General features: G+C 61.3%; 28 protein-coding genes. 5 read left to right on the top strand and 23 right to left on the bottom strand.

Annotated features, from left to right (window positions below):
• Positions 1–2: 2 nt before the first annotated feature.
• The 15 genes from HLA95_RS06135 to HLA95_RS06075 form a co-directional block, all read right to left on the bottom strand.
• Positions 3–3,920, bottom strand: coding sequence for a hypothetical protein (locus HLA95_RS06135; RefSeq protein WP_222182780.1), 3,918 nt, complete (start codon positions 3,918–3,920; stop codon positions 3–5).
• Positions 3,921–3,963: 43 nt separating this feature from the next.
• A complete protein-coding gene (locus HLA95_RS06130) occupies positions 3,964–4,245 on the bottom strand; it encodes a hypothetical protein (protein ID WP_222182779.1) in 282 nt (93 codons plus the stop codon).
• A 109-nt stretch (positions 4,246–4,354) separates the two neighbouring features.
• Complete coding sequence (locus HLA95_RS06125) at positions 4,355–4,609, bottom strand: hypothetical protein (RefSeq protein WP_191061893.1); 255 nt, start codon at positions 4,607–4,609, stop codon at positions 4,355–4,357.
• 1 nt (position 4,610) lies between these two features.
• Entirely contained in the window at positions 4,611–4,874 is a 264-nt protein-coding gene (locus tag HLA95_RS06120) for a hypothetical protein (RefSeq protein ID WP_191061894.1), read from the bottom strand.
• Between the two features lies 1 nt (position 4,875).
• Positions 4,876–4,998, bottom strand: a complete 123-nt coding sequence (locus tag HLA95_RS28070; RefSeq protein WP_255513295.1) for a hypothetical protein — start codon at positions 4,996–4,998, stop codon at positions 4,876–4,878.
• 82 nt (positions 4,999–5,080) lie between these two features.
• A complete protein-coding gene (locus HLA95_RS06115; protein ID WP_222182778.1) occupies positions 5,081–5,704 on the bottom strand; it encodes a hypothetical protein in 624 nt (207 codons plus the stop codon).
• Entirely contained in the window at positions 5,701–5,910 is a 210-nt protein-coding gene (locus HLA95_RS06110; RefSeq protein WP_191058544.1) for a hypothetical protein, read from the bottom strand. The genes HLA95_RS06115 and HLA95_RS06110 overlap by 4 nt, the downstream gene beginning before the upstream one ends.
• A 119-nt stretch (positions 5,911–6,029) precedes the next feature.
• Positions 6,030–6,155: a DUF7220 family protein gene (locus HLA95_RS29885; RefSeq protein ID WP_440588844.1), complete on the bottom strand. Its 126-nt coding sequence runs from the start codon at positions 6,153–6,155 to the stop codon at positions 6,030–6,032.
• A 95-nt stretch (positions 6,156–6,250) separates the two neighbouring features.
• Positions 6,251–6,625 (bottom strand): hypothetical protein, encoded by a 375-nt coding sequence (locus HLA95_RS06105; protein ID WP_191058543.1) that lies wholly within the window; start codon positions 6,623–6,625, stop codon positions 6,251–6,253.
• Positions 6,622–6,999 (bottom strand): hypothetical protein, encoded by a 378-nt coding sequence (locus HLA95_RS06100; protein WP_191058542.1) that lies wholly within the window; start codon positions 6,997–6,999, stop codon positions 6,622–6,624. Before HLA95_RS06100 ends, HLA95_RS06105 begins: the two co-directional genes overlap by 4 nt.
• Positions 6,996–7,184, bottom strand: coding sequence for a hypothetical protein (locus HLA95_RS06095; RefSeq protein WP_191058541.1), 189 nt, complete (start codon positions 7,182–7,184; stop codon positions 6,996–6,998). The genes HLA95_RS06100 and HLA95_RS06095 overlap by 4 nt, the downstream gene beginning before the upstream one ends.
• Positions 7,181–7,357, bottom strand: coding sequence for a hypothetical protein (locus tag HLA95_RS06090; RefSeq protein WP_191058540.1), 177 nt, complete (start codon positions 7,355–7,357; stop codon positions 7,181–7,183). Before HLA95_RS06090 ends, HLA95_RS06095 begins: the two co-directional genes overlap by 4 nt.
• Before the next feature lie 2 nt (positions 7,358–7,359).
• Positions 7,360–7,785, bottom strand: coding sequence for a nucleoside triphosphate pyrophosphohydrolase family protein (locus HLA95_RS06085; RefSeq protein WP_191058539.1), 426 nt, complete (start codon positions 7,783–7,785; stop codon positions 7,360–7,362).
• Positions 7,786–7,864: 79 nt separating this feature from the next.
• Positions 7,865–8,086, bottom strand: a complete 222-nt coding sequence (locus tag HLA95_RS06080; protein WP_191058538.1) for a hypothetical protein — start codon at positions 8,084–8,086, stop codon at positions 7,865–7,867.
• A gap of 630 nt (positions 8,087–8,716) precedes the next feature.
• Positions 8,717–10,360 carry an SPM autocatalytic domain-containing protein gene (locus tag HLA95_RS06075; RefSeq protein ID WP_191058537.1) on the bottom strand — a complete coding sequence of 548 codons (1,644 nt, stop codon included), beginning with the start codon at positions 10,358–10,360 and terminating at the stop codon, positions 8,717–8,719.
• Between the two features lie 308 nt (positions 10,361–10,668).
• Here HLA95_RS06075 and HLA95_RS06070 point away from each other — a divergent pair, with 308 nt between their 5' ends.
• Positions 10,669–11,061, top strand: a complete 393-nt coding sequence (locus HLA95_RS06070; RefSeq protein ID WP_191058536.1) for a hypothetical protein — start codon at positions 10,669–10,671, stop codon at positions 11,059–11,061.
• A gap of 93 nt (positions 11,062–11,154) precedes the next feature.
• Positions 11,155–11,979 (top strand): IS5 family transposase, encoded by an 825-nt coding sequence (locus HLA95_RS06065; protein ID WP_191058535.1) that lies wholly within the window; start codon positions 11,155–11,157, stop codon positions 11,977–11,979.
• 282 nt (positions 11,980–12,261) lie between these two features.
• Here HLA95_RS06065 and HLA95_RS06060 read toward each other — a convergent pair whose 3' ends face one another.
• The 4 genes from HLA95_RS06060 to HLA95_RS06045 all read right to left on the bottom strand — a co-directional run bounded on the left by HLA95_RS06060 (position 12,262) and on the right by HLA95_RS06045 (position 16,496).
• Positions 12,262–12,837 (bottom strand): hypothetical protein, encoded by a 576-nt coding sequence (locus HLA95_RS06060; RefSeq protein WP_191058534.1) that lies wholly within the window; start codon positions 12,835–12,837, stop codon positions 12,262–12,264.
• Positions 12,838–13,375: 538 nt separating this feature from the next.
• Positions 13,376–15,424 carry a TonB-dependent receptor domain-containing protein gene (locus HLA95_RS06055; RefSeq protein ID WP_222182777.1) on the bottom strand — a complete coding sequence of 683 codons (2,049 nt, stop codon included), beginning with the start codon at positions 15,422–15,424 and terminating at the stop codon, positions 13,376–13,378.
• A 286-nt stretch (positions 15,425–15,710) separates the two neighbouring features.
• Positions 15,711–16,205, bottom strand: coding sequence for a TetR/AcrR family transcriptional regulator (locus HLA95_RS06050; RefSeq protein ID WP_191058532.1), 495 nt, complete (start codon positions 16,203–16,205; stop codon positions 15,711–15,713).
• 24 nt (positions 16,206–16,229) lie between these two features.
• Positions 16,230–16,496 carry a hypothetical protein gene (locus HLA95_RS06045; RefSeq protein WP_191058531.1) on the bottom strand — a complete coding sequence of 89 codons (267 nt, stop codon included), beginning with the start codon at positions 16,494–16,496 and terminating at the stop codon, positions 16,230–16,232.
• Positions 16,497–16,912: 416 nt separating this feature from the next.
• Here HLA95_RS06045 and HLA95_RS28895 point away from each other — a divergent pair, with 416 nt between their 5' ends.
• Positions 16,913–17,611 carry an endonuclease domain-containing protein gene (locus tag HLA95_RS28895; RefSeq protein WP_191058530.1) on the top strand — a complete coding sequence of 233 codons (699 nt, stop codon included), beginning with the start codon at positions 16,913–16,915 and terminating at the stop codon, positions 17,609–17,611.
• An 82-nt stretch (positions 17,612–17,693) separates the two neighbouring features.
• Here the strand turns inward: HLA95_RS28895 and HLA95_RS28060 are convergent, their stop codons facing one another.
• From HLA95_RS28060 to HLA95_RS06030, 4 genes are all read right to left on the bottom strand, one after another.
• Positions 17,694–17,819 (bottom strand): hypothetical protein, encoded by a 126-nt coding sequence (locus HLA95_RS28060; protein WP_255513136.1) that lies wholly within the window; start codon positions 17,817–17,819, stop codon positions 17,694–17,696.
• A complete protein-coding gene (locus HLA95_RS28055; RefSeq protein ID WP_255513111.1) occupies positions 17,816–17,941 on the bottom strand; it encodes a hypothetical protein in 126 nt (41 codons plus the stop codon). The genes HLA95_RS28060 and HLA95_RS28055 overlap by 4 nt, the downstream gene beginning before the upstream one ends.
• Complete coding sequence (locus HLA95_RS06035; protein WP_191058001.1) at positions 17,938–18,339, bottom strand: helix-turn-helix domain-containing protein; 402 nt, start codon at positions 18,337–18,339, stop codon at positions 17,938–17,940. Before HLA95_RS06035 ends, HLA95_RS28055 begins: the two co-directional genes overlap by 4 nt.
• 290 nt (positions 18,340–18,629) lie before the next feature.
• Positions 18,630–21,260: a patatin-like phospholipase family protein gene (locus tag HLA95_RS06030; RefSeq protein ID WP_222182776.1), complete on the bottom strand. Its 2,631-nt coding sequence runs from the start codon at positions 21,258–21,260 to the stop codon at positions 18,630–18,632.
• Between the two features lie 139 nt (positions 21,261–21,399).
• Here HLA95_RS06030 and HLA95_RS06025 point away from each other — a divergent pair, with 139 nt between their 5' ends.
• Both HLA95_RS06025 and HLA95_RS06020 read left to right on the top strand, forming a co-directional pair.
• Complete coding sequence (locus HLA95_RS06025) at positions 21,400–21,891, top strand: TIR domain-containing protein (RefSeq protein ID WP_191058002.1); 492 nt, start codon at positions 21,400–21,402, stop codon at positions 21,889–21,891.
• Complete coding sequence (locus HLA95_RS06020; RefSeq protein WP_222182774.1) at positions 21,866–22,549, top strand: Nmad2 family putative nucleotide modification protein; 684 nt, start codon at positions 21,866–21,868, stop codon at positions 22,547–22,549. The genes HLA95_RS06025 and HLA95_RS06020 overlap by 26 nt, the downstream gene beginning before the upstream one ends.
• The last annotated feature ends 5 nt before the right edge of the window (positions 22,550–22,554 follow it).

The raw sequence follows: 22,554 nt of genomic DNA, 5'->3' as shown, positions 1-22,554 counted from the left end.
TTTTACGCGCTTTTTTGAGTAATGCCCAAGTCGGGCGGGAGCATGAGGACCTCGAGTTCCAGGCGGCCATTAGTCATCTGGCGCGACAGCACGACGAACCGCGAGTTGGGCAGCGTGGTGATTTCCTTCTCACCTTTGAATGCTCCGGACCCGAACGACTCAACGGCCTTGGCGCCCTTGGCGTAACGGATTACCACGCGATGCTTGCCAAAGTGCGACGTTGCCGTTGGATCATACGACGTGCACATCGGCCCCGTCGCCTGAAATACGGTGCCCTCGGGTGCCTGGAGAACCTTCTTCACCATCTCATCCGACATGTTCTGCCAGCGATAGACGGTGGTTCCTTCCGGTTGGCTGGTCGCAAACTCCAGCGCGGCCTGCGCGACGTCGGACAGCTTGTTGCCGGTGTGGTCCTTTTCTTTGCCCTGCCGGAAAAGGTCGTTGTAGGAGCCCGACGCCTGCACCGACTGCACGAAGTGCTTGGCCAGCGGCGACGCCTCCTGGAACTTCTGCTTGGCCGCCGCGATCGCCGCCGACGACAGGTGCGAGACCGTCTTGGGCCGCAGGTGCTCGACCGACGAGACCTGGCCCATGGCGACCCAGAAGCCCAGCTTCTCGTTCGACTTGACCTTTGCGACGGTCGTGCCGAACGGCTGCGACGGGAAGGCATCGGCAAGCGCCTCCACGCTGCTTACGTCCGTCGAGCGGAACAGCTTCAGCGGCTCGGGCGGGTTGGCGATTTCGTCAAGGATCTGCACCAGGTCCATGTGCAGTTGCACGACGTGCTTGGACGGGTGTTGCGTGATCGGGTGCGCGGCGCCGGTGGCCTGCCCGGTCTCCTTGTCTAGGGAGTGGAACTGGAAGGCCTTGAGCGCCGGCAGGTTGCCGGCAGCGGCCAGCGCCAACATCTCCTGCTCGACGGCGGCGTTGGCCGCGTTGACGTGGTCCTTGGAGGACAGGCCCTTGCCCGGGCCGTTCCAGTTGGCGAAGTCGTGCGCCTTCGGCAGGCGCGCCGGGTCCACCGGCAGCGACGAAGGGTTCAGGCGCTTCTTCAGGGCCTTGGCCGCCTTCGGGTACTTCTTGAGCAGGTCGTCCTTGCGCGCGATCAGCTTCTCGGCCAGCGCCAGGCGTGCGGCGTCGTCGCCGGGCCCGTAGTGCTTGCACAGCGACTTGATCACGCTGTCGGGCACCGAGACGACCTTCGCCACGCTGGCGGCGATGTCGTGCGGCGTGATGCCCTTGAACACGGCGGCCGCCTGGACGTTGATCTTCGGGTCTTGCAGGGTGTTGAGCTCGGTGACCGAGGCCGCCAGCTCCTTCTTGCCGCCCTGCGCGCGGAACTCCAGCGCGCCGCCCACGTCCACGCGCACGGCCTTGCCGTCGGCGCCGAGCACCAGGTTGTCGTTGCCCAGGCCGACCACATCCCAATTGGCCAGCCAGGCGTCGACGGCAAAGCCCGAGTGCGCGCCGCTGGCCTTCGCCAGCTTGTCCGGACCGGCCTGCTTGAGCCCGTCCACCCACTTGGAGGCGATGCCCAGCTTGCCTCCCTGCTCGACCGTCTTGAGCGACGGCACCTTCACGCCGGCTGCCTCGTAGAGCTTGGCGGCCAGCACCTCGGACTTGGCGTGCTCGGGGTTGGACGGGAACTTGCAATACCACTTGGTGCCGTCGGGCGCCTCGAACAGGCCGCCCGGGTTCGAGCCCTGCTGCTGGCCGACCTTCTTCCAGCTCGAGATGTCGGTCGGACCGGCGTCGGCCGGCTCGGGCGCCGGCGCGTCGGCCTGCACCTTGTGCCAGCGGCCGTTCTTCAGGACGTACTGGACGCCGTTCTCGGTCTTGGTGTCGCCTTCCTTCGGGCCGGCCTGCACGACGTTGGAGACCTTCGGCGCCTTCTTGGCCGGCGTCTTGCCGGCGGCCGCCTGGAGCTCCTGCAGGAAGGCGTGCATCTTCTGCACGCGGGGCTTGGTAGACTCCGCGCCCACGAAGGCCTTGAAGTACCCGCCCTGCTGGTTCGGCACCTTCAGGGTGAAGCCGCCCGCCTTCGAGCCGGTCTTGTGGACGGTGACCAGGCCGCCACTGAAGCCCAGCTTGCCCTTCTCCAGGACCGACTGCTTGATGTGCTCGGCCATCATCGCATAGCGCTTGTCCCAGACCTCGGCCTGGCCGAAGTCGGGGACCTGGACGGCGTCGACGCCAATCTTCGCGGCGGGCGCCGGGGCGGGGTCAGGCGCTGGCGGCTGCACCACAGGCGGATGCGTGCTGTCCTTCCACTTGGCGATGTTGTCGGCGTGGTCGTGGTAGCCGTGGTCGAAGGCGGCCGCCTGGGCCTCGTCGAAAGCCTCGGGGGATTTCCCCTTGCCGGTGACGTGGGCGTAGAGCAGGTCGGCGACCTTGCTGGAGCTGCCAGCCGCTGCGACCTTGCCGTGCAGCGACAGCTCGGGCATGGCCGCCGGCGCGTCGTCATCCAGCGCCGCCAGCATCTTCGCCGCCTGGCCGAAGCCCTGGTTCGCGGCGAGGTTGTTGGCGGGGAGATCGAAGCCCGCGAAACCCAGGTTGTTGATCGCCGTGGTCCAGGCGTTCGCCGACTGGCCGGCATCGACGACATACTGGAGCGCGGCTTTCTGCGCGGCAGCGGGCGTCGTCGCGGCAGCCAGGGCCGCCTTGAACTTGTCCGCAGCGGATGCCGGCGCGCTAGTCGCAGACACGCGCGCGACCTTGGGCGCAGCGGGTGGCTGCCCGCCGCCCAGCGCCGCCAGCACCTTCTGCTTCGCCGCCTCGATCTTCAGGTTGTAGGTGTTCTTGCCGGTCGCTATCGCCTGCACGGCGGCCACGTCGCCCTTCTCGGCGGCGGCCTTCAGCGCGGCGACCTTCTTGTTGACCGAGGCGGCGTTCGAGTTCGACTCCGGCAGGGTAAGCGCGGACCAATCAACGGCGGCGGCGGCCTGGTGCGTGGCCGGCTGCGTCGGCGCGGGCTTGGGTGCCGGCGCGGCCGCCTTCGGCGCTGCGGTGGCCGACGCCACGGTGGCCTGCAGCGGGTTGTCGCCGCCGACCAGCTTGCCGAGCTGCACGCCGTACTTCAGCAGCGCCAGGCCGTCCGAACCTGCCGCCAGGCTCGGCTTGTCCTGCACGCTCGCGGCGAGCTTGGACAGGCTGGCCTTCAGCGCTTCGTGCGCACCGGCCTCGTACATCTGCGCCCACTGCTTGGCGACCAGGTTGTAGTTGAAGTCCTTGAGCGACGGCGGCGTCGGGGCCTTCAGGGCCTGCGCGGGCGGCTGGCCGGACGACGGCGGCTTGTAGATGCCCAGCTTCTTCGCCACGTCGAGCTTGCCCTTGTCGACCAGGGCGGAGGACAGCTCGTCGGCCTTGCCGGGGTTGGCATCCAGCCACTTCTGCGCGGTGTCGGCGGTCGATGCGGCCGAGCCGAGATAGGACCAGGCGTCGCCGCTCAGCGCGGGATCCGGCTTGGGCGCCGGCCGCGTCTGCACCGCCGGGTGCTCGCCGGCCTTCTGGCCTGGCGTCACCTTGTGCTCGCTGCCGTGCAGCCCGAGCAGGTGGTTGGCCACCGCCGCCAGCTTCTTGCCGTAGGTGTTGGTGCCGAAGCTGGACGCCAGAATGCCGGTGACGTGCCCGGCCTCAGACATCTGCTTCAGCTTGGCGAGCTGGCCGTTGTAGGTGCCGGCGTTGGTGTTCGATTCGGGCAGCTTGAGCTGGTCCCACTCGTGCTCGGCCAGGTGCTGCGTCGGCGCGTGCTCGCCACTGGCCAGCGGGTGCGCGGCAGTCGGCGCGCCCTTGGGCGCAGGCTTCTCGGCGGTGATCTTGTGCCACCGCATCGGGTGGCCGTAGAGGGCATAGCCGTGCTGGCCCTTGAAGGACGACTTCAGGAACAGGATCGGCACGGCGGAGGCGAGGTTCGGGCGCATGACACCACAGTACGGTCACGACGCCCGCCGCACCGCAGCCGATTCAGGCCGCCAGGCGATCCAGAAAATCGTCGGCGTCGCCCAGCGCCAGGTGATTGCGCAGGGCCATCTGCTGGGCGAGGTGGAACAGGTAGAGGCGCTGTGCCGGCGTGAGGCCTGGCGCGTCGATTGGGCCGTCCGGCTGGCGGTCGGCGGGCGCGAAGTCCTCGATGATGGCGCAGGCCTCGCTGGCGGCATCGAGCTGCGGCCAGAATAGCTGGGTGAACCGGCTGGCGGCGGCGGGCGGGATCGTCAGCATGGCGGCAGCTTCCGACCGGTCCAGCATGCCCACGCCAAGAACGCGAGATAGCCGGCGTTAATCGTGTCCCTGTTGCAGAGCGACAGAAATGCACCGGCAGCAGCCGCGCCGGAGAAGAATGACAGTTGATCGCTGATCATCGTGGCCTACGTCCCTGTTCGTGCCAGTGGTAGGCATTGAAATCGACCTCGCCGCTGCAATTCTGGCAGCGGTAGCGCTTGCGCGGACCTCCCAGCGGGACGAAGTCGTGGAATGGGCAGGCGACCAGCTTGGCGTGGTTGGCCTTCACCTGCTCGAATATTTGCCGCACCCCGTCCTGCGGGATGCCGGTAAGGTCGGAAAGCACCGCAGCGCCGTTGTACGTGCCGTCGGGGTTGCGGTGCTGTTCCATGCTACGCCTCAATCTTGCCGAGGACGGCGATCGGAAAGCCCGGATGTTCCCAGGTCGGATCGATGGATTGGCGGATGCCCGCCATGAAGCCGAACATCGCGTCGGCCGCATCGAGGACCCAATCCGGCCACCAGTTGCGCACCTGGACGAGCGGTGCCGGTCCGTAGGGATCACCCAGGTAAACCGGCACGCAGCCATAGATCAGGCCGTAGTGCGTGAAATCCTGGATGATCTCGTCCCGGGAGAGCTGACCGAAAACTGCCATGTCAGCCCAGGAGGTTATCGAACGACCCGCGCAGGGCCTTGATCTTGCCGGCAAAGAAGCCAGTCCTGGCCTCGTATACCCATGCCGCAGCGGTGACTGCGACGCCCAACACGAAACCGAGCATGATGTTCTCCTGAAGATTGGCCGATGGATCGGTGCTTCGACAGGTTCATCATCTGGTCACGACATCGGGCGCGCAGCGCACGTTACAGATGGTTTCGCACCACGTAGATGAAGCGCGCGAGCTCGTCGTATTCCTTGCCTTCGAGCACGACCGAGCCGCCGCCCTTGCTCACCGTGATCGTGCCGTCGTTGCACCAGGAGAAGCGGAACGGCTGGGCCTCGACGACGGGCACCACCGGTGGCATCTCGACGGGCAGCGGATCGACGACCGGCTCGGCAACCGGCGTCGGCGCGGGCGGCGGGGCCTCCGGTTCCGGCGCGGGCGGCGGCGGCGGGGCCGGTTCCGGCTCGGGCTCGGGGCGGCGGACACGCGGGCCGTCGATGTCCACGCCCTCGAACCGGCGCTCGTCCGGCTTGGGCTTGGGCGGCTCCACCTTGGGCACGGGCGGCTTGGCCACCAGCAGCTCGGGCGAGGCCGCCACGCGGGCCGACTGATCGGCCATCCGCCAGTGGAACAGGCCGTTGATGCGCTCGCGGACCACGACGTCGTGCTTGATGGCGGTCTGCAGGCCGGTGAGGATCGTGCCAGTGTCGGTGCCGAGGATTTCCGCCAGCGGGCCCGTGGCGATCGTGCCGCCGGGCGGCAGCCCCTTCAGGTGCTCGATGGCGCGGTGGGCAATAGTCGAAGGATGGGGGACGTAGCTCACGGCTTGAACCCCACGGCTTCGGCCTGCTCGACGTGGATGCGGCGCAGCTCGTCGGCCTGCCTCTCGCATTGCCCCTTCCACATGTCGCGGTTGCGTTGCGTCCGCTCCAGTTCCTCGATCAGCGCCAGGACGGCGGCGGGGTCCGGTGGCGGGTTACGGTCCGGCGCGCGCGCGGCCGCCTTCATGGCTTCGATGTTAAGGTCCATTCCCTTCCTTGATTTACGGGCACCACGCCCGACGAGCGCCCATTCTATCATCAAAAATGAATAAGGCGCTGGTTTCCCAACGCCTTAGCTGTTGCGCGCACGAGACTATCAATCCGGCGTCAGGCCCGCCGAACCTGCAGCCAGTTGAACAGCCGGCGCAGCACGTAGCTGCGCACCAGCGAGACGACCGTGAAGGCCGCGCCGATGCCCAGGTTCTCGGCCAGCCCGACGTGGATGCCGAACAGCGGGAAGATCAGGCACTACGCGGCAATCGCGACCACATAGCCGATGGCGATGTTGACGCCAGCCTCGGCAAGGCTGGCGCGGCGGGATTGGCCGCTCATGATGACCGGTCCAGAGCCTCGGAGGCCGCCACCACGATCGCCCGGCAGGTCGCAGCCACCGGATCGCCGTTGTGGCCGACCGTGCACAGGCTGACGCCGAACTGGTCCCAGACGCGGGACTTGTGGCCGCTGCCCGCCCGCGTGCTCACGGTAAAGCCCTTGAGCACAGCCAGGCGCATGGCCTGATCGAGACTCTGCAGCGGGTTCCATTCCTCGCGGCCGGTCTCGGGGTCGTCGTAGTAGAAGGCCAAGCTGCCGTTGCGCCAGTCCAGGCCTTGGCACCCGTAGGCGCGCGCGGCGCGCTCCAGCAGCTCGCGGTCGCCAGCCCGTCCCGGGTTGCGTTCCCAGATGTTGAACGAGCCGGCCATCATGCCACCTTGCCGACGGCCGCGCCCTGGTACTGCGGATCGACCTTGTACGGCGGCGGCTCGACCGCGTTCAGGATCAGCTCGGACCATACGTCGCGCACGTTCAGCAGCACGCGCGGCACGCCAGGCGCAGGATCGGCGCCGACGAACTGGCGGGAGTCGCCATCGACGGCCAGGCGCTCGACCACGTCGGCCGGCACGGCGATCGTGCTGCTGCCCGAGTTGTAGTAACCGAGGCGCGCGCGCACGTTGTCCTCGGTGTAGCGGCCCGCCGTGTTCAGTCGCTGCTTGTAGCCACAGTCGTCGGCACCCCACAGCGTGATGTAACGCTGGTCGCTGCGCGTGTGCTTCACGCTGATGATGTAGAAGTCGCTCATTCCTTTCCTTCGAAGTCGTTGTCGGCGGCGACGCGCAGCGGCACGTCGGACAGCGGCACGGGCTCGCCCGTGTGCCAGTTCAGGCCGCCCTTGCCCTGGCAGAGGGCGCAGGGGCCGTAGCATTTGCCCGATCCGCCACAGTCCGGGCACTCGACGAGGTCGTCGTGGTCGCTGCGCTCAGTCACAGGTGAGCCTCGGAGAAGAAGCCGCCCTTCCAGAGCAGGTAGTAGACCAGGACCATAGCCAGGATTGTCGGGATGGCGTTTTCCTTGCCCTTCTTCGGCTGGTCGTGGTTCGCCAGCGACACGCTCAGGCCAATCAGTGTCAGGGCGATATAGACGTATTGAGGCCAGCCCATGATCAGTACGCCTTCCCGCCGGCCTGCGCGCGGTTCTCGGGCTTGTGGTCGGCGCGCTGCGCGTTGAAGGCGAGCTTCTCGGTGATGGCGCCGCCAACATCAAAGCCGAGCGCGCCGCCCAGGTCGAAGCAGCGGATGATGGCATCGGCCAACTCGACCTCCAGCATCGGGCGGTGCGGAAGCTTGTCGTCAGGCAGGCCCTTGCGGTCGCCCTCGCAGGCCTCGGCCAGCTCGGTCACGCACAGCATGAGCTTGGCGGCCACGAGGAACGGGGTCTTGGGATCGATCGGCGCGGCGGTCTTTGGGTCGTTCCACCAGCCAGACTCGCGGGACAGGCCGTGGCAGACGTGCTGCAGGTTCTTGCCTGCGGTCTTGATCAGGGTTAAGTAATTCTTAGTGCTGATTGCGTGCTTGTAGGAGTGGTCCATATCCGTCCCTGGTTGTGCGCCCTGCGGCGTGTTGTTTACTCGGATTTGATTATACATCGTCTTACCCCGATTTGCGCAACTACGCCGTGACTTGCCCGCGCGCGAAGCGGCGCATGTCGGCCAGCAGGTTCTTGTCGCCCCATCGATCGCTGCCGGTCTTGGCGCAGAACAGGACGGTCGTGCGGCCGTCGGGGGCCGCCACGGCGACGCGGTAGTGGCTGTCACCCGACTGGCGCAGCTCGTGGAGGGTCAGGCCGGCGGACGCGATCAGCGCCCGCAGCGTTCGTTCTCGGTTGGTCATAAAAGAGGTATCGACCGGGTAGCGCCCGGGCGCCTGGGGATCAGGGTGAATAATCCGGCATCACCGTGACTTGCCGGGGCGGATCAGGTGATTGTTAGTCCAGTGAACGTTGTGCAGCCACGCGGACGCCCACTCCAGCACGTCGGCATGGCAGGTCAGCAGTGCGCAACAGCAGCACGGGTTCCGGCCGTGGAACACGAGGACCTGATCGGCGAATCCTAGCTGGTACTTTCTTGCGCCACAGGAGCCGGCGGTAATTTGCGACTGCATCCGCGCGCTCGCCATCGCGGCCCCATAAGTGGATCGCCGAACTGCGTGCCGCGCATGATTTCGTTGGCGCCGGCAGGCACTTGGCCACCGTAGTGGTGCTTGTTCAGGATGGGCTTTAGCGCACCTGCGCCGGCCGCACTCCCACGACCATTTCCAGGCCGCCTATGGGCAGCGGCTGCAGGGGCACCAAGCCAATCTCCGCGAGCGCGTCGGCCAGATCCCTGTTGGCCGCTCTGCATTCTTATTTCGAAGCAGCTACTGCCTGTCATCGGCAGCGGCGCATCGTAGGGTGGCAGGGACCAAGCGGGGCTGAGGGCTTACGAATTCTCTATGATTGGCTCAACATGTTACGCACGGCTGTTAGGCAACGATAAAATCAGAGGAAGCTAGAGTAACCGACGAACTCAACACGAGGCGAAATTCCACCTCACCCCCAATTAGATTTCCCTGCACTTCGGTCTTCCCATCACTCCGGATGAATGACCGAATCTGAGGCTCACTTTCATCGAACATTTGAGATCCGATGAAAACTGCAGGACTAGACGAGAACTCTGCGAAGGCTTGTCCAACGTCGATCTTGTCGCCTTCAAACCGATCGAAATCCGTGATTGTGTCGACGCCTCGCTCATCATCGGAGTCATACAAGCGGCTAAACTGGAACGTGTCCTGACCCGCACCTCCAGTCAGGATATCCGCACCGAACCCTCCAACGATGATCTCATTGCCATCCGATCCAACAATCTGGTCATCTCCGTCAAAGCCCTTGACGGTATGAATGCCGATCAGATTTATTTCATCTAAATCAACGATGTCAGCATCAGACGTCCCGGTAACAAATACTCCCTCGTGACCGTTTGAGTCGAGAGTGGTAACAGACGGATTATCCATGATCTGCTGGTTCGCTATTGGTGTCCGATCTCCCACTGCTACCAAACGATCACCAATGTGCTGCGCTGTAGAGTCAAAGCGGAAATAGATGTCCGCCACCAGAACAGACCCACCGTCCTTAGTCGCGCTCGCAACCTCCCCTATGAGGTTCCCGTTGCTCCAAGTATCCTCGCTCACATAATCAAGTGAAATCTGGGTGATGCCCAGGCTTGCGAGAGTGTGAAGCTCACCGGCATCAGTCACGCCATTCTCGTTAGCATCTTGCCATACAGCGATATTGGTGAATTCACTGTCCGCCGCGTCGAGCTTGCCGTCTCCGTTCGTATCAAGGGCTGCCAACTCGCCAAACCCTTCTCCCCTATTGGCACCACCGAACATCTCCGAGACGTCAACGATTGAACCGTCGCCATCCCGATCGATCACGATAAATCCATCGTCGCCTGTTAGCCAGCCGACTTTCCGCTGGATTCCATCTCCGGCAAGATCAAACTCAACCTGAGAATCGGAGATGCTGACCGTCTCCAATCCATCGCCATCGAGATCCACCGCAATCGGGGAAAGAACACTTTCAGCACGAAAATCGTCAATTATTTCTTTCAGCTCTTCTTCAAATTTACTTCCATCATACTTTCTGATAGCTTCATCTACTTTTTCTACCTTTTTCTGATAAAATTCGTCCCAGCTGTTAACAATTGTCGAATGCTGATCCCAGTACTTCTCCTTTAGCCAAGGAGCCTCATCTGCGTACCAATCTACCAGCGTCCCTTCAATCGTATGGTTTCCCAAAAATACGCCTGTATTTGATTTGATAAGAACATCCTGAACAAAATCGATGCAGTTTGACCCAAGTATATAATACTCACCCTGTCCTTGCGATGTCCTTATTGCTGCTGTATTTGCATAGTTATATCCCCTCTGGACATCAGCATCTGGCACGGTGAATGTTACTGTTATTCCAGGTCTGTTTCCTGGCATTCCATTTTCGAGCATTACTCCGCTATTTTGGTAGTTCTTGTTTTGACCGTAGGTCCCGAGATTCACTCCGTTTTTGATCAGAGTGACGTTGACGTGTCCCGTTGGGCCGTCGGTGTACTGATGAACCTTTATCTGACCCATCTTTGAATAACTCCAAAGTAGCCTCTGCAGCCAGGTCAAACCTGACGCATTCATGCAAAGCACCTCAGAAAGACCACTTCAAGCGAAACGAGACGTGGATGTCTTATATTTTCCAGAAAATTCTGACAAACATTCCACTTCCGAGGCGATAAACATATCGGTTCCGTGTCGTCTTCAGGGGCTATTTAAGATTCTGCGTAGGAACTGCTAGGTGTCCGACGAGCCTCTGGTGGACTGAGACTCGAGTTGGTGCTAACGCTTCAACGGGGGGACGTGGAACGTTGTCGCCCCACGAGCTCGGGGGGATCATGTTCGACAGTATCGTGTTCAGCGGTGAGATGTTGGAAACGGGACAAAAGGTGGAAGCTCGGAGAGTGGTACTGCCGACAGCCGAGACGTTTGTTGTCTCGCTGCCAGATGGAAGAGTATTTCAGGGTTATCTTGAGTTATCGAACCTGCTTAAGCCCGGCGAGACGCCTCCGCCTCAGGATATCCCTGACAATCTGCCACCCGGTGCAGAATTCACGCCAATTCAGTATGCAGAGCAGGTTGATAGACAGTTGTGGGATGGAGGCCTCGGCGTCGGCAACGTCATGACATGTACGTTCAAGTACGATGCAGACGCCAAGCGAACTGATGCAGGAACAGCGGCGTGCAAGTCTCCTTCAGGGGAAACTATCCTCTTAAAATGGAAGATTTGAAGAAGGCTGCTGAAGCGTCTGCTGTGTTCGCCACGCTAAGAGCCCGTTTGAGAAAGGGTTGCTGAGCTGGAAGGGCTGTGGTGGAAACTCGGGATGTGGACCCGAGAGAGCCGTGGCCGGATGGCCGAGATCGCCCGCAAGACCAAGCGCTATCCCACTGACCTGACCGACGAGGAGTGGCAGCGGATCCAGCCGCTGCTGCCTGAGGTGCCAAGGCGGGGGCGCCGGCCGAAGTCTGACCTGCGGGAAGTGCTGAACGCGATTCGCTACATGGCACGCAGCGGTGGCGGCTGGCGGATGCTGCCGATCCACTTCGGGCCTTGGCAAACCATCTACTGGTGGTTTCGGCGCTTCGTGCGGCTCTTGCTGTTCCGCACGATCCACGACGTGGCGCTGATGCTGGATCGCGAGCGGGCGGGGCGGGAAGCCAGTCCGTCCGGCGGCATCCTCGACAGCCAGTCGGTCAAGGCGCCACACGGGGCAATCAGGGGCTACGACGCCGGCAAGAAGGTGCTGGGCCGCAAGCGCCACATCGCGGTCGACACAGAGGGCCGGCTGCTCATGGTCAACCTGACCAGTGCCGACATCTCGGACAGTGCTGGTGCCCAAACCATCCTCGCCGCCATCCGCAAGCGCTGGCCCTGGCTGAAACACCTGTTCGCCGATGGCGCCTATGACCGGGGCAGGCTGATGAGCAAGGCCGCCTTTCTCGACTTCGTCGTCGAGATCGTCCGGCGCATCGATCACGAGCCAGGCTTCAAGCTCCTGCCGCGCAGATGGGTGGTCGAGCGCACCTTTGGCTGGATGGTCCGCTGGCGCCGTCTCGTGCGCGACTACGAGGCCAGGCTCGATGTCTCGGAAGCCTTCATCCACGTCGCCATGGGCAGCCTGCTCCTGCGCCGCATCAGCCACCCATAGCCATTCTCAAACGGGCTCTAACTGGTGGCAATCTCGGCCATACCGGCATTCCTTGCGGGGACATATCTCGAACCCGGACGTTCGGACGGCGGTCCCGCCACGGCGGGCACAAAGAGCAGATTGCGCCTAGATCTACCGGGAAAGCGATAGGGTCGTGCGGCTACTCGGCTAAAGGAGTGGCACGTCGTCGCCACTCGCTAGTAGAAGAGGCCACTCTTTCACGTGCGCACTCTGCCTTGCAGGTGCGCTCAGTTGGTTCCAGAGTTGATGGACTCGAACTCACTAGCCGGTGATCAGACGGCCTAGCATCTCTTCTGCCAAGCTGTTCTGAGCTTTGGCATTATAAAAGATCAGAACCTGTCCCGCCGGACCAGACACATCTTGTGTAACTGGAATATCAAGAGCCTGCGGGAACCAAAGTATGGCTTTAGCATCCGTGCAGTTCGGACCTTCAACGCCAAAGACTTTTGCAGAATTTGATAGAAAGCAGTTTCGAGCAGCTTCAGGCGCCTGCGTCCAATAATGCTCTAGGGTTTCCCGACCTATTCCCCACTGGCGGGTTAATGCTTGAGCCATACCGGCTTGGATTGCGAAAGAACCGATTGCCGCTTTCAACAAAGGTGGTGGGATGTCATCTCGTCCGGCACATTTTGCCGAGGCGGCCATGATCTCAGTATCTTGCGCAGTCAGTGCGGCGGCCCCTCGCTCCATGGAGCGCTCATATTCCGTTAAGATGTAATCTCGACGTTCCTGCTTGAGCGCCTGCCACGTGCAGTTACTTACGCTACTCGCCGAGGCAGAAGACAGAGCGACTGCCGTGTGTAGCGTAAAGATCACAAGGACGGCAAAGATCTTCATTTACCTCACCACCTTCCATTGGAACGATTATAAGTTGTGCCAAGCCCCTTTTCCGCATGGAAGCTATACAGCTATCCGATCAAGAGCCAGAAGCAAAGGCCCGGCTTGTGCTACATAATGGTCGGAGCTCAGCGAGCCGCGCGGGCGACCAGACTGACGGATGTCAGCCACGGTGGCGGTTTCGATGGATCTGTGAACTATCTGGAAGTCGAACCACGTATCCCACCTGGCGCGCGACCTGCAATCTGGTGCAAAGGGAAGCCGCAGGAGCCGCTTTGGCGGATTGAAATGATGAAGTAGGGGCGGATCTTCCGTGGCAGGCCCGGCCAGCGCCCGATAGGTCGCCAGACAGACAAATTGTGCCCGTGTTATCGGCACTTAGTACCGTATGCATTCACGAGGGCTTCCTGCAGCGTCTGCGCCCCGGCGGTACCCGCAGCAAAGGCTCCCAGCGCCGAAGCAGGCACCAAGAACTTCTTCAACCACATTCCAGGTTCATTGAGCTGTGGATCAAGTGAGGCTGCAGGCTTCCAGAGGATCAAAAGCGCGCAGTGAGCCCGGCGAAGTAGCGCCGCCCGGGCACGTAGAAGTTGGTCGAGCCATCGCCTGCAGTGTCCTCGTCGGCGATATTGAGGACGCCCGCCCGTAGGATCAGGTTCTCGTTGAGCTGATAGGCGCCGGTCAGGTTGAACAGTATGTAGGCTTTGGCGAAGGTGTCGCCGCCACCTAGCTGCTTACTGGCATAGTCGGCCGAAAGCTCCGCAGAGACCGTTTCCGTGGCCTGCCAGTCGAGCGCCGACCAGACCGACCATTCCGGTGTCGAAAGTAGGTCCGCACCGGTGGTGAGGTTCTTCGCCTCGATCATGTAGGTGAAGTTGGTCCGCCAGATCAGGCTATCGAGAACCGGCACAACTGCCGTGCCCTCGAGGCCCTGGGTACGCGCCTTCTCGGCATTCTGCATCTGGGTCCACCACTGGCCATTGAAGAACCCCAGCGGTGCGTAGTCGATCTTGTTCTTGAAATCGGTGTGAAAGTAGGTGAGGCCCAGGTCCCAGCCGTCATTGTTGTTGTAACCGACGCCGACCTCGTAGTTGGTGCTGGTCTCCGGATCCAGGTCGGGATTGCCTGCCATGTAGCAGCCGCCAGCCACATAGCCGAGCGGGATCAGGCTGGTGCAGCCAAAGCCGCGCGAGAAGGTCGCCGCACCAGCGGTGCTTTCCTTCAGGCTGGGCGCGCGGAAGCCGCGCGCAATGCCTCCCCGTAGCGTCCATTCCGGCAGTGGATGATAGACCAGGTAGGCGCGCGGACTGGCATGGCTCCCATATTCATCATGGAAGTCGCCCCGCAGGCCGAGCGTCAGGGACAGGTTGTCCAAGAGGTAGATCTCGTCCTCAATGAACAGCGCGGAGGTATCGCCATCCACCGTGGCGCCGCTGACGGGATTGCCCTCGTAGTCGATCGGCACCGTGCCGATCGTCTCGGTGTTGGTCAGCTTCTCGCGCTTCCACTGACCACCAAGCGTGATTGCCTGTGGAAACAGGTAGTCGACCGGCAGATTGAAGCTGCCGTCGATGAACTGCTCGGTCGAATCGGATCGGCCGTCGTCGATCTTGTTCTTGAACTCGTTCTGGTAGATCGACAGCGTCGACCGACCAAAGCCCCAGTCGCCCTCGTGGGTGAGCCCGATGGATCGGCGCTCCAGCTTGGTTGCACCCCAGGCCTCTTGGAGAGGATCGCCTTCGGCATCTGTCTTCGACGAACTCTCAGCCCGCTGCTTCCCGTAGCCGAGGTCGAGCGCGAGGTTTTGGCTGGGCGTGATGTCCCAGTTGAGCTGCGCATCGAAGTTCTGATTTTTAGAACCGCCAGTACCGAGTTCATCGGTCTCGTCGGCGTCCTGCTGAGAGGTGCTGCCGCTCAAGCGCAATCCCAGCGCGTCGGTGAGCGGGCCGCTGCTGCTGAAGCCCAGCTGGTAGGCATCGCCTCGATCGGACTCTTCAGCCATCGTGTAGTTGGAGGTGACTGATCCACCCCATTTAGCCGCAGTCCTGCGGGTGATGATGTTGATCACGCCACCCATTGCGTCGGAGCCGTACAAGGATGACATCGGGCCACGCACGACCTCGATCCGCTCGATCAGGTCCGGCGTGATCCAGTTCAGATCCTGGCGGCCGAGGTCACGGCGATAGTTGGTATCTGCCGAGCTACCGACCCGCTTACCGTCCACCAGGATCAGAGTGTACTGGTCGGGCAGCCCGCGTATCTTGATCTTGGACGCTTCCCCTTCTGGGCCAAAACCGCCGGTTACCCCAGGAATGCGGCGTAGCACGGTGGCCAGATCATTGGCCGGCTGACGCTCGATGTCCTCGCGGGTGATGACGCTGATGCTGGCTGGTGCATCTCTGAGATCGACCGGTGCGCCCGTGGCGGTCACCACCACAGACGATAGCTGCACCGCGTTACCCTCCTGAGTTATCGCGTCCGCTCCGGTCGCCTCGGCGGCATCATCCAGAACGGGCTGCACAGCCTCGTCACTGGCCTGCCCGAACGCCGGTTGCAGGGAGGCGGCGGTCAGAATCGAGGTTAGCAACAGCCTGCGTGCCAGGGAGCCCGGGGCCGATCTCATAATTCTTCTCGCTTCGTAGATAGGACGATAAGCGCAGGACGAGCCGCTAAAGCAAAGCAACCACCGCTGTTCAACACACCAGTTTCGGCATGTTAAAAGACAATCCGGCAGTCCCGACAGGGACCTGCTCTATCCATCCCGGTAACGAACTGTAAACCAGTATCTTCTGGAACTATTTGATTATCATTATAATCAAACTACCATCCCTTACTGGCCGGTACTTCGTCCGGTAGGCGACCGTTATCGTTCGTCAGCTTGATGTTTTTTTCACAACGATCAGGCGAGCGTACAATTCCTTCTGGTCGGCCAGCACGCCGTCCCCATAGTCCAGCAGGCCGGCCAGCCACAGGCCGCCAGCGGCAAGACGGATAATCGTGAGGCCCATGCCGCTATCTGTCTCCTTGTGCCTATCAAGCCTCCTCTCAAACGAGTCTGCCCACGTCCGTCGAAGCCCTGGATCAGCCACGGACGACACGGAAAGTGCGGTCCATCGGCATTCAATTTGCGGTTCACGCTTGGTGTACAACGTGCTGGCGTAGGCCCGTGTGAAGCGCCCCTGCGGGTCGGGATCCTGCTCCATCAGTGCATCAATCTCGGCATCGAAGTGCTCGAGCAGGTCGGAGAACGCATCCTCGATCAGCGCTACAGCTCGTCTGCCCGCGTGCGATAGAACTGGTTGATCATGGTGTCGGCACGGACCGCGATGCGTTCCACCCTGGTGCCGAACCGCCACCAGCACCGGCACGCCAACTTGCGCCAGACCTCGACCTTATCCACGGTGGCGATCGCCACGGAACAGCGGCTTCCATGGCCGGCGCGACAGCTCCCCCCAGATCGGTCGCGCCAGCCAGGCCATGAACGCGAGCACTACAGCCACCACCGGGAACAGCTCTGGCGGCGTGGTGCCCACGATCATCCGGTACATCGACCACAAGGCCGGCGCGCAGTAGGCCAGCACCAGGAAGATCAGCATCGCCCAGAGCACGCCGGTGTCTTGTTGGCACAGCGTGCAGGTCCAGCGTTTCGTCTTCTTCATGCTGCCTCCCCAAAAAGGCCGAGTTGTGGGTTGAACGCGGCGGCTTGGGCGGCCGCACCACGAAAGTATGCCATCAGCCGTGGCCAAGAATTTGTTCGCCTATGCTTCGGGTCGTTACCGTAAGTCGCAAGACAGACCGCGGAGAGCCTCTTTCGAGGTGGTGTGCTGTACAGGTATCGCATAAGCTCTGACGCCTTGACGGTAGCTGCGCTTTCCTGAAGAATCTCGGAATGAAGAAGAATTGCTCTATTTGCGGGACCGAGTTCAACACGCATGGCGCGCGAGCCGCTCGGGCACAATTTTGCAGCCGAGCATGTAAAGGCATCGGCAGCAGGCTTCCGAAGAAGGTCTGCGCTGTGTGCGGAAAGCTGTGGCAGCCGAGATTTGGGAGCGCGGCGCAACCGACATGCTCGCGCGTGTGCGGCCACATCTACCGGGCCAAGGGCGAGACCAAGAACTGCGAGGTCTGCACCAAACCGTTCTACGTGCCGCAAAGCCTCAAGAGCACTTCTCGTTTTTGCTCGAAAGAATGCTGCGATGTTTGGCAGGGAAGGAACAAGGATAGTTACGCCTGCAAAGTATGCGCGAAGGAGTTTCGCTGGTCGCCATCGCGCAAAGCCGTGAAGCCTCTCTACTGCTCGCTGAAGTGCCGTGACACTGACCCGGAACGGACAATCATGCTTCGTGAGATGAACGCGATGCAAGCTCGACTCCGGCCCAACAACTTGGAGCGCGCAGGGTACGCGATGCTCGACAGCATTGGCGTATCCTACGATCCGCAGTGCATGATTGGCGGCAAGTTTTGCGTGGACGCCTTTGTCCCAGAGGCCAAGCTGGTGATCCAGTTCGACGGCGACTACTGGCACGGCAATCCGGAGCGCTTCCCCGTTCCTGACGCGCGCCAGCGCAAGCGGATGAAGCTCGATGTCAGCCAAGACGCCTACATGGCGGCGTGCGGCTACCGGGTTCTGCGGCTGTGGGAAAGCCACATCAAGCAGCACCCGTCCGCAGTTGCGGATCGGATCCTGGCGGCTTTGGCGGCGTCTCCCGGCCATGCCTTGCATGACCTCCAGGCAGTCGCCGTGGTGCAGGTTGAAAGTCGTCATGTCGAATAGGGGACAGTCACGACGCCGCGCGCGCGACCTCCCAATAGAAGTTGATCAAATTTGATTATCGCACAGTTTCCGGCCAGCGCTTCTACAGCGGGCCGCGCGCCAGGCATGCCAGGCCGATCCTGTAGGCGGAAACCAACGCCGTCAGCACGCCGGCGCCCAGCGCCACGGCAGCGGCGATCGCCGCGCGCTCGATGTTGCGCGGGCTCATCGCGGGACCTCGCAGGGGCCGGCCACGCGATGGCGCGGCGCGTCGGGGCGGCCGAACAGCAGCACCAGCAGGCTGACGGCGCCGGCGGCCAGGATCAGGTAGTTGGCCTCGCGGGCGGTCACTGGGTCACCTGCGCCATCAGACCCGCGAACGGGTTGAGCGGATCACGCTTGGCGGCCTTGAGCACCGGGCGCGTCGCGGCGGCTTCCTCGCGGTTGCGCTTGTGGCGCTCGCGGTGCCGGGCGTTGATCTCGTCCCGGGTCTGGACCGGTGGGCGGCCGTGGTCGCGGCCAGGCCCGAAGCGGTAGACCGGCGTGATACGGCCACCTTGCCGGCCAGGATGCCGCCACGGCGCCAGGTGGATCAGCTTGAGCTCGTGCAGCCGCGTCAGGCGGCGGCGGACGGTGCGCAGCGGCAGGTCGAGGAAGTCGGCCATCTCGGGCGCGGTCATAGCCCCGGCGGTGCGCAGGGCTTCGAGGATGACCGGTGACGACCGGTCGTTGTGGTGGAAGGCAGACATTTGGCGGATGGTGCGCCCGCCTAGCGCCCGGCGTCCCGTGCATTGGCGGAAAAACGCGGGAACGGCAGAGGCTTGGCGGGACGCAGTAGGTGATTGTTAATCAGATTTGATTATACAACAACTCTCTGAGGGGACGTAAGCGAGTTTGGAGGATGGATGTCTCAAAGGCTCGGCCCGGCCCTTTCGCTTCTCCTGAAAGACATCGGCATTGGCGAAGGATGCTGAACCTGAATAGCCGGCTATTGTGACATCAAACGTCGTCGACAAATCGACCTCAGTGGACGCACCACTCATTCTGCGTTGCTACTTGACTGAACGGTTTGATGGGCACGTTGACTGCTAGGCATCGGCCGCAACAAGCTGTGGCCAAGACAACGAAACCACTCCTCAAGCGGAACGTCTTTCTGGTCTAGCGGACCGATGATCGCCGGCAGGAACAGCTTTTCACCTACGTGTTCTCCAAGAGATCGGTACGCCTCGAATTGGATCTCGGAGAAGAACTGATCCGCGGTCGAATGGTGTGGAAACGTCGGCTCATCGAGCTTGTAGCGCCTGAGGTACTCTCCCTCGTTGCCCGTCAGGGAGAGCTTAATGTAGAGTAGGTAACCGATTTCCCGAGACACTTGGTCCGGTGCTTGCGGGTAGAATATTCGGCAGAGCTGAAAGTGCGACCGGCTATAGCCCGCCTCTCCAAGCCTTAGATCGTCCAAATTTAGATCGAGGACGATCCCGAAATCGATATAGGCGAGCCGTTGCAGGTTTGTCAGCGCGTGGAATGTCATCGTCGGATCGTTCTCGCCGTCAACAGCCACGATAAAGCGGCATCGACGCTTCAGCAACTCGTAGACACCCAGGTTCTCGATATGGCCTCCGTCAGAGATGCTGAGAAATGCACCATGCTCGTCGGCCGTGGCGGTCATTTCTTTCACCAGCTGCCATAGCCCCGGCCCTCGTGATGTTTTCCCTGGTCTGCTGAGCCAGATGCCCAATCGAAGATTGAGTGCCGTGAGCCAGAAGCTTGCGTAGCGTTTTGTCCGCAAGCCCATTTGCGGTGAGACCGCCGCGCCGGACAAGGCGATGGTGGATCCCAGATCGAGGTTGGTATTAGACTTCTCCCAACTGGGAGTTTCGAGATAGCCGAGGACACCCGCACCCGCTGCCACAGGCGTGATCGCGAACACATCCGACAGGCGCCCGCGCATGACCGGATCTTTTGAATTTGGAACGTTCAGCGCGCAGTTGATGATGGGAAACAGAGCCCGCCGCCCGTCGAACGTACTCAGATTCATCGGATCTGCGGGCTCACCCGAGGGACGAAGCAGGAACGCATCGGACAGCTTGGCGCGGTAGTAATGATGCAGTGACGCAACATTGATGTCGAGAAATAGCCACAGAAAGAAGAGGATGACTGCCGCCAAGCCTGCAGAGATGATGCCGGACGACGGGCTGCTATCAACAAAGAACGTGTAAAAAAGAGACTCGGTCATCAACAGAAACACGACTGCAAATACAGTCAGGAATGCTGGGCGTAGCCGATTGAACTGCGAGATTATCGCCCCCGCCGCGACGAAACCGGAGATGGTGAGTGCGAGCCAGGTCACGATGGCACCCAGTGTGACCGGAGCGTAGGTGACACTCGTTTGCGTGCCGACCACAAACAGCCCTGTGAGGTAGCGCACGCCAGCGTGAAACAGATGCAGAAAAAAAACTGCCGGTGGCAAAAGAAATAGCAAGCCGAAAAACGACATCAAGAAGGATGGTTTGTTGTCACAGTAGAAAGTTTTGCTTGCCAGCGGAATGATCAGAATGCCGCTCACAGCGGCGAGTGGCAGAAATGCCAAGAATATACTCGTCACGTTTCCCGGAATGAAACTGCTGATAGCAAACTCGCCAAACGCAAAGATAGAGATCAACAGTGTGATGACCAATAGATTTATGAAGATCCCGTGCGCCTGGATCGTCCCGAGCGCCAAGCGTTCGAGAAACGAACCCGACAGGTAGCTGGCACCATGACGAACTTTTCTTAGGATGAGCGACTCGCCTTCATCCCTCTGGAACGGCTGTTTGTTTGCATCCAGTCCGAAGCGAGGGTCATTGTCCGGTCCGCCGAGAAGCTGCGTCAGGAAGCCTGCGGCAAATCCGCCGCCGGAAACACTGGAGATATAGTCGAACTGCGGCAGAAGATTTCTGCGCGCGAGAGCCGCGAGCACGCCGATCGCAAATGTTGCGCTCCTGATGCCCCCGCCGGAAAGCGCAATTCCCGCAGCCCACCTCCGTTCCGGGTCGATCTGGTATTGATGTCGTCGGGCCAGGACAAGGTCCCGCTCCCGCGCCGCTAACTCCTCGGTGCCATTACGAAGCCCCATGGGCCGCCACACTGGAGACAGTTGCAACTCCTCATCAATGCCCGCATGCAAGGGATTTGACGCTCGAGGCGTAGAGTAACCGTCATACCCGGCGATCAGCTGCAGTGCTTTATCCAGGTCGAGCAAAGCCTGCTGCATGACCTCCAACTCTGCCCGGAACTCGTCGCTGGTGTCTAAGGCGCGGAGCCCTCCTGACTGGCTGATAGCATGCCACCGGGCAGTAAACGGGCGAACCTTTGAGTTCAGTACATGCCAGGCCACTATTTCGAAGGTGCTGCAGCCCAGGTTATTCAAGCAGAAGGATCTGGTCTTCCCGAACAGCTCGAAAATGCTGTTGAGGGCAGCCTCCTCGACGCCTTGGCTGTAGTCGAGAGGCTGGGTGGCGACTCGCGAGACAAGTTCGATGTGGAGCGATACGGCGGCACGATGGTCCGCTTCGTTCGGAGCCCATGGCCGGTCACCATGCTCCTTGAAGAACGTCTCGCCGAACGCCGCGCTGGGTGAGAGCGCCGGCCGAATTTTCTTCTCCCAAGTTTCCGTGCTGTTGCCTACCAAAACTTTCGTGCTCCCATCGATTCGTAAGCTCCAGAAGCTTTGTGCTGACGCCGCACGGATTACTAGCCTTTGTACGCGACTCGTTACACAATGTGACCCAATTTGAGTGGGCGCGCAGAGCTCTATAGGAAGGTCGAAAATGTCGAAACGCCGGCATGTATTTATCAGCCACCACCATGCTGATGATGATCACGTGACCAAACTAACCAGCCTGCTTGGCCGCAATGGTTTCGAAATCCGCAACAGTTCGATCCGTGCGAAGCCCTCCAACCAGGCTCGCCTGGACGCCGGAAAAATTCCGGAGCGGACGCTCAAGCGGCTGCTGCGGATGAAGATGTCGTGGGCCGGAGCCGTGGTCGTCCTAATTGGCAAGGACACGTATAAACGCCCATGGGTGGATTGGGAAATCCGCAAGGCGAAGGAACTGGGGAAGCGGATTGTAGGCGTCTACACACATGGAGGTACGAAGGCTGACATCCCGCCGGCCTTGGAAAAGTACGGAAGCACACTCGTGAACTGGAACTCGGACAGCATCATCGACGCCATCGAGGGTAAAGACAGTCCGTTCGAGGATCCAGGCAGCAGCACCGCGCGCGAGCCTGTGCATGCCGCGCCAACGTCGCGGTGCTGAACGTCCTATGCCCAATGTCTATATGTACGTGGTCGCGAGAGACTTCGGCTTTGCTCCGAATCCTTTTCACGGAGTATGCACTCTGGCCACATGTAAGCCGATGATCCGTCGCAAAGCTCAGGTTGGCGACTGGATCATCGGCATGGGCGGGGCAAAACTGAATGCGGTCGGCCGATGCATCTATCTCATGCAGGTGACCGACACGCTCACTTTCGACGCGTACTGGGACCATCCTGAGTATCGCTGCAAACGGCCCGTTCGAAACGGCAGTCGCATGACGATCATGGGCGACAATATCTATCATCGCCCGGTCGGAACGACCGCGTGGGTGCAGGAGGATTCGCATCATAGCCAGATAGACGGCAGACCAGAACCGTCGAATATCCAAAATGACACCCAGACAGATCGGGTATTGATCTCCCGTAACTTTTTCTATTTTGGCGAAGCAGCTCCTTCAATTCCGGAAGAGATTCTTGAGCAGCTTAAATATAACAACGGAAGAGGGTATCGAAAACTTACCCTGGCTCAAGCCCAGCCATTGCTACACTGGATCCAGGAACAATACAAGGGACGTGTCAATACGGTCGTTGGTGATCCATATCAATTCATGAAGAGCAGTTCGCGCTACTCAAAGCGCATGGATAAGGTGGTGGAATAGCAAAG

It is taken from the genome of Geminicoccus harenae (assembly GCF_019800005.1).
Lineage (GTDB): Bacteria > Pseudomonadota > Alphaproteobacteria > Geminicoccales > Geminicoccaceae > Geminicoccus > Geminicoccus harenae.
The sequence above is the reverse complement of the archived record's forward strand: the minus strand, read 5'-3'. Positions and strand labels throughout refer to the sequence as shown.

Bases quoted from the DNA above. Each gene is read 5' to 3' on its own strand.
- HLA95_RS06025 (WP_191058002.1), top strand. From the start codon at position 21,400: ATGTCGAAACGCCGGCATGTATTTATCAGCCACCACCATGCTGATGAT.
- HLA95_RS06090 (WP_191058540.1), bottom strand. From the start codon at position 7,357: ATGGGCTGGCCTCAATACGTCTATATCGCCCTGACACTGATTGGCCTG.
- HLA95_RS06130 (WP_222182779.1), bottom strand. From the start codon at position 4,245: ATGCTGGACCGGTCGGAAGCTGCCGCCATGCTGACGATCCCGCCCGCC.
- HLA95_RS06020 (WP_222182774.1), top strand. From the start codon at position 21,866: ATGCCGCGCCAACGTCGCGGTGCTGAACGTCCTATGCCCAATGTCTAT.
- HLA95_RS06075 (WP_191058537.1), bottom strand. From the start codon at position 10,360: ATGGGTCAGATAAAGGTTCATCAGTACACCGACGGCCCAACGGGACAC.
- HLA95_RS06120 (WP_191061894.1), bottom strand. From the start codon at position 4,874: ATGGCAGTTTTCGGTCAGCTCTCCCGGGACGAGATCATCCAGGATTTC.
- HLA95_RS06070 (WP_191058536.1), top strand. From the start codon at position 10,669: ATGTTCGACAGTATCGTGTTCAGCGGTGAGATGTTGGAAACGGGACAA.
- HLA95_RS06045 (WP_191058531.1), bottom strand. From the start codon at position 16,496: ATGAAGAAGACGAAACGCTGGACCTGCACGCTGTGCCAACAAGACACC.
- HLA95_RS06105 (WP_191058543.1), bottom strand. From the start codon at position 6,625: ATGATGGCCGGCTCGTTCAACATCTGGGAACGCAACCCGGGACGGGCT.
- HLA95_RS06085 (WP_191058539.1), bottom strand. From the start codon at position 7,785: ATGGACCACTCCTACAAGCACGCAATCAGCACTAAGAATTACTTAACC.
- HLA95_RS06060 (WP_191058534.1), bottom strand. From the start codon at position 12,837: ATGAAGATCTTTGCCGTCCTTGTGATCTTTACGCTACACACGGCAGTC.
- HLA95_RS06080 (WP_191058538.1), bottom strand. From the start codon at position 8,086: ATGACCAACCGAGAACGAACGCTGCGGGCGCTGATCGCGTCCGCCGGC.
- HLA95_RS28070 (WP_255513295.1), bottom strand. From the start codon at position 4,998: ATGCTCGGTTTCGTGTTGGGCGTCGCAGTCACCGCTGCGGCATGGGTA.
- HLA95_RS06065 (WP_191058535.1), top strand. From the start codon at position 11,155: ATGTGGACCCGAGAGAGCCGTGGCCGGATGGCCGAGATCGCCCGCAAG.
- HLA95_RS06125 (WP_191061893.1), bottom strand. From the start codon at position 4,609: ATGGAACAGCACCGCAACCCCGACGGCACGTACAACGGCGCTGCGGTG.
- HLA95_RS06110 (WP_191058544.1), bottom strand. From the start codon at position 5,910: ATGGACCTTAACATCGAAGCCATGAAGGCGGCCGCGCGCGCGCCGGAC.
- HLA95_RS06135 (WP_222182780.1), bottom strand. From the start codon at position 3,920: ATGCGCCCGAACCTCGCCTCCGCCGTGCCGATCCTGTTCCTGAAGTCG.
- HLA95_RS06035 (WP_191058001.1), bottom strand. From the start codon at position 18,339: ATGTCTGCCTTCCACCACAACGACCGGTCGTCACCGGTCATCCTCGAA.
- HLA95_RS06100 (WP_191058542.1), bottom strand. From the start codon at position 6,999: ATGAGCGACTTCTACATCATCAGCGTGAAGCACACGCGCAGCGACCAG.
- HLA95_RS28060 (WP_255513136.1), bottom strand. From the start codon at position 17,819: ATGAGCCCGCGCAACATCGAGCGCGCGGCGATCGCCGCTGCCGTGGCG.